Source organism: Gammaproteobacteria bacterium (assembly GCA_003696665.1).
In the GTDB taxonomy this organism is placed as follows: domain Bacteria; phylum Pseudomonadota; class Gammaproteobacteria; order Enterobacterales.
Genome location: RFGJ01000217.1, coordinates 1 through 5,564 on the forward strand (window position 1 = coordinate 1; position 5,564 = coordinate 5,564).

5 protein-coding genes are annotated in these 5,564 nt (G+C 51.8%); all 5 read right to left on the reverse strand.

Annotated elements, in window-relative coordinates:
- A partial coding sequence (locus D6694_06190; protein ID RMH44136.1) for an elongation factor Tu occupies positions 1-108 on the reverse strand: 108 nt, incomplete at its 3' end.
- A gap of 35 nt (positions 109-143) precedes the next feature.
- Positions 144-2,243, reverse strand: coding sequence for an elongation factor G (gene fusA / locus D6694_06195; protein ID RMH44133.1), 2,100 nt, complete (start codon positions 2,241-2,243; stop codon positions 144-146).
- Positions 2,244-2,279: 36 nt separating this feature from the next.
- A complete protein-coding gene (locus D6694_06200; GenBank protein RMH44134.1) occupies positions 2,280-2,753 on the reverse strand; it encodes a 30S ribosomal protein S7 in 474 nt (157 codons plus the stop codon).
- An 86-nt stretch (positions 2,754-2,839) separates the two neighbouring features.
- Positions 2,840-3,214, reverse strand: coding sequence for a 30S ribosomal protein S12 (locus D6694_06205; GenBank protein ID RMH44135.1), 375 nt, complete (start codon positions 3,212-3,214; stop codon positions 2,840-2,842).
- A gap of 117 nt (positions 3,215-3,331) precedes the next feature.
- Positions 3,332-5,564, reverse strand: a 2,233-nt coding sequence (locus D6694_06210) for a DNA-directed RNA polymerase subunit beta' (GenBank protein ID RMH44137.1), incomplete at its 5' end; no start/stop codon positions are given.

Here is a 5,564-nt window from a genome sequence, read left to right on the forward strand (position 1 = left end):
CAATACGTTACACATCGCCGCAGTCAACGTGGTCTTACCGTGGTCAACGTGACCAATCGTACCCACGTTTACATGGGGTTTTTTACGTTCAAATTTTTCTTTTGACATTGCTCTATCCTCTTGTTGAAGTCACAACAAATATTTTACTCGCCCTGACGTTGCTTGATAACCGCTTCAGCAATATTCGCCGGACATTCGCCATAATGATCGAACTGCATAGTATAAGTGGCACGACCCTGACTCATCGAGCGCAAATCGGTGGCGTAGCCGAACATCTCAGCCAAGGGCACCAATGCACGGATGGTTTTGCCGGCAGGCGTATCGTCCATACCCTGAACGATACCGCGACGGCGGTTCAGGTCACCCATTACATCACCCATATAATCTTCGGGCGTGACCACTTCCACTTTCATGATCGGCTCCAGTAGTACCGGGTCCGCTTTCAAGACGCCTTCTTTGACCGCCATAGACGCGGCAATTTTGAATGCCATTTCACTGGAGTCAACATCATGATACGAGCCGTCAAACAGCGTTGCTTTCATGTCGATGACTGGATAGCCCGCAAGCACGCCGTTTTCCATCTGCTCTTGTATACCTTTGTCGATGGCTTGGAAATATTCCTTCGGAACCACGCCACCAACAATTTCTTCGGCAAACTCGTAGCCCGCACCACGCTCGAGCGGTTCAAGGCGCAGCCAAACATGCCCGTATTGTCCTCGACCACCCGACTGGCGCACAAACTTACCTTCTACCTCAACAGTCTTACGAATTGCCTCGCGATAAGCAACTTGTGGTTTGCCCACATTGGCTTCAACCTTGAACTCGCGACGCATACGATCGACGATAATATCCAAGTGAAGCTCACCCATACCGGAAATAATCGTTTGCCCGGTTTCATGATCGGTATGGACACGGAATGATGGATCTTCTTGCGCCAATTTCTGCAAGGCAATGCCCATCTTTTCTTGGTCTGCCTTGGTTTTCGGTTCAACCGCAACTGAGATCACTGGCTCAGGGAACTCCATCCGCTCCAACACAATGGGATTGTCGGGATCACAGAAGGTATCCCCTGTTGTAATGTCTTTCAGACCAACTGTTGCGGCGATATCGCCAGCATAGCAGGCCTTGATTTCCTGGCGGTGATTCGAGTGCATCTGGACCAGGCGTCCAATACGCTCTTTCTTGCCTTTTGTAGAATTGAGCACCGCCAATCCGGTCTCTAGCACACCAGAATAAACGCGGAAGAATACCAAGGTACCGACGAACGGGTCTGTCGCAATTTTAAATGCAAGCGCTGAGAACGGCTCATCATCGCTGGCTTTGCGCTCGGCCGGCTGACCATCCAATGTTTCCCCTTTGACGGGCGGAATATCGATTGGTGAGGGGAGGTATTCCACCACAGCGTCCAACATCGCCTGAACGCCTTTATTCTTGAATGCAGAGCCACACAACGCTGGCACAATTTCGTTATTCAGCGTGCGAATGCGCAGACCACGCTTGATCTCTTCCTCACTGAGCTCACCACCCTCTAAGTACTTGTCCATGAGCTCTTCATCAGCCTCAGCAGCGGCTTCAATCATTTGCTCACGCAATTCCTGCGCCTTATCAACCAGATGCGCCGGAATATCTTTTAGCTCGTAGGTCATTCCTTTATCCGCTTCGTTCCAATATATTGCCTTGAAACGAATCAGATCAATGACCCCTTCGAATTCGTCTTCTGCCCCAATGTTCAGTTGAATAGGGACAGGATTCGCACCAAGACGCTCGCGAATCTGTTCCACAACACGCAAAAAGTCCGCCCCGGCTCGGTCCATCTTGTTGACAAACACCATGCGGGGAACGCCGTATTTGTCCGCTTGGCGCCATACGGTTTCGGATTGCGGTTCTACACCTGAGGTACCACAGAACACGACCACCGCACCGTCGAGCACACGCAGCGAACGTTCGACCTCAATCGTAAAGTCAACGTGGCCGGGCGTATCGATAATATTGATTCGGTGTTGCGGGAATTGTTGATTCATTCCCGACCAGAAGGTCGTCGTTGCCGCTGATGTGATGGTAATCCCGCGCTCCTGCTCTTGTTCCATCCAGTCCATGGTGGCCGCACCATCGTGTACTTCACCAATTTTGTGCGATAAACCGGTGTAATACAAAATGCGCTCGGTGGTAGTGGTTTTACCAGCATCTACGTGCGCACAGATGCCGATATTCCGGTAGCGTTCAATTGGGGTTTTACGAGCCACGATACAATCCTCAATAAATGATATTCAGTTAATGCATTACCAGCGATAGTGCGAGAATGCTTTGTTTGCTTCGGCCATGCGGTGCACGTCTTCGCGCTTCTTGACGGCGGCACCTCGCCCTTGCAAAGCATCCAACAATTCACCTGCCAGGCGTTCACGCATTGATTTTTCACTGCGCTTGCGTGCTGCCTCTTTAATCCAGCGCATCGCCAACGCTGTCTGCCGCGCTGGACGCACCTCAACTGGCACTTGATAGGTCGAACCGCCCACGCGCCGCGATTTCACTTCCACCAAAGGACGAACCTTGTCAAGCGCCTGCTCAAACAAGGCCAGCGGGTCTTCGGACTTGTTTTTCTCTCCAACAATGTCCAAAGCCCCATAAACAATTTTTTCCGCGATCGACTTTTTGCCATCGACCATAATAACGTTAATAAATTTCGCCAGCAGTTGGCTATTGAACTTGGGATCCGGTAGTACTTCTCGCTTTTCAGCTACGCGTCTTCTTGGCATTTTCGTAATTCCTATGTGTTACTTCAGGCCACTCTGAGATAAACACTCAGCCTTACTCACATAACTTCTAGTGAGGCCGGTATTTATCAGGACTTGGGTTTTTTCGCGCCGTATTTCGAACGACCCTGCTTACGATCTTTAACCCCCGCAGTATCAAGCACACCGCGAATGGTATGGTAGCGAACACCCGGCAAGTCTTTTACACGACCACCGCGAATCAGAATAACGCTGTGTTCCTGTAGGTTATGACCTTCCCCCGGGATATACGAGGTGACTTCGTAACCATTGGTGAGACGAACACGGGCGACTTTACGCAGTGCCGAGTTCGGTTTTTTAGGTGTCGTTGTATAAACACGGGTACATACGCCACGCTTTTGCGGGCATGCCTCAAGCGCCGGCACGTTTGTCTTTTTACGTACGCGCTTGCGGCCTTTACGGACTAATTGGTTTATGGTTGCCATCTGGCCTCACTCTCCAAGTTCAATTTAACAAAACAAAAAACACCGCACCCCAATTTAGATGGGGTGCGGCATTGTAAATTTGCCCTAAACGGGTGTCAAGTCTAACCCTTCGGCAAATCACTCGTCTCCGGCATTTCCGGAGTCATCGGTTGAGCTCAGTTCCTCTCGCAACCGTTCCTCCGCTTGTGCGGCTGTCACGGTTTCGCGCGCTTTGACGCGTTGCCGCTGCCGCTGCCGGTGATAAGACAGGCCGGTGCCTGCCGGAATTAAGCGTCCGACAATGACGTTTTCCTTCAAGCCTCTCAACTCATCGACACGACCGCTGACCGCAGCTTCGGTGAGCACACGTGTCGTTTCCTGGAATGATGCGGCTGAAATAAACGATTCAGTCGCCAGTGACGCCTTGGTAATACCCATGAGCAGGCGTTCGTATTGAATCGGACGCTTGCCCTCTGCCAGGAGCTTGTCATTTTCATCCAGGACACGAACATACTCAGCCTGTTCACCCGCCAAATAGCGCGAATCACCCGGATCAGTGATGATACACTTGCGCATCATCTGACGAATAATTACCTCAATGTGCTTGTCATTGATGCGCACACCTTGCAGGCGGTAGACTTCCTGAACTTCGTTCACAATGTAGTTGGCAAGAGCCTCAATGCCCTTGAGCCTCAGGATGTCATGTGGGTTTGCCGGTCCGTCAGAAATGATTTCGCCTTTTTCGATCCATTCTCCCTCAAATACGTTAATCTGACGTGTTTTCGGGATCATGATCTCAACGGGATCACCGTCCTTAGGTGTAATGATTAAACGACGCTTACCTTTCGTTTCTTTTCCAAACGAGACGGTCCCCGAAATTTCGGCCAAAATCGCAGGCTCTTTCGGTTTCCGCGCTTCAAACAAGTCGGCCACGCGTGGCAAACCACCGGTAATGTCACGCGTTTTCGTGCCTTCCTGAGGGATACGCGCAATCGCATCACCAACATTGACCTCAGCACCATCTTCAAGGTTGATAATGGCATTAGGTGGCAAGTGATACTGGGCCGGGATATCGGTATTGGCAATACACAATTGCTCACCGTTTTCATCCACTAATCGAACCATCGGGCGTAGCTCGCTCCGACCGCTGCGCTGTTTGGCGTCGGTGATCACTATAGAGGACAGACCTGTCACCTCATCAGTCTTGCGCACCATGTTGACGCCTTCGATCACATCCACCAATTGCAAGCGCCCGGCCACCTCGGTAATGATCGGATGGGTGTGCGGATCCCACGTTGCGACAATATCACCAGGTTTCACACTTGCCCCATCGGCAACACTGATTTCGGCGCCATAAGGAACCTTGTAACGCTCGCGCTCACGACCATCCGGGCCAATCACCACTATCCCAGTAGAGCGCGACACGGTCACCCAATTGCCGTCCGCCTTCTCAACCAATTTTGCATTCTGCAATTTCAGCGTGCCCTCTGTCTTGACCTGCACGCTGTTGTCGGCCGACTGTCTTGATGCCGCCCCCCCGATATGGAAGGTCCGCATGGTCAGCTGCGTACCCGGCTCGCCAATCGACTGAGCTGCGATGACACCCACGGCCTCACCCTCGTTGACCAAGTGGCCGCGCGCCAAATCGCGACCGTAACATTTGGCGCAGACACCACGACGCGATTCACAGGTGATGACTGAACGTACCACCACTTGATCAACGCTGTGTTTATCGAGTTTTTTCACCCAGATTTCGTCAAGCAAAGTGCCAGCCGGGGCGAGTATTTCATCTGTGCCAGGAATATAGACATCCTGCGCCACGACGCGCCCTAACACCCGCTCATGCAACGGCTCAACCACATCGCCGCCCTCAATCAACGGCTTCATCACGAGGCCGTTTTCAGTACCGCAATCTTGCTCGACCACGACTAGGTCTTGAGCCACATCAACAAGGCGCCGTGTAAGATACCCGGAGTTGGCTGTTTTCAAGGCCGTATCCGCCAAGCCTTTACGTGCCCCGTGTGTCGAAATGAAGTACTGCAACACGTTCAGCCCTTCGCGGAAATTTGCCGTAATCGGGGTCTCAATAATCGACCCGTCTGGCTTAGCCATCAGGCCCCGCATTCCGGCCAATTGTCGAATCTGGGCAGCCGAACCCCGTGCTCCAGAATCAGCCATCATGAAAATCGAGTTAAATGAAGGTTGCTTAACCTTTTTACCTTCGGCATCTACCACTTCTTCCGTGGAAATGTTGTCCATCATCGCCTTGGCTACCAGCTCGTTGGCACGCGACCAAATGTCGACAACCTTATTGTAGCGCTCACCGTCGGTTAGCAAGCCCGACATATATTGATTTCGAATCTCCTGAACC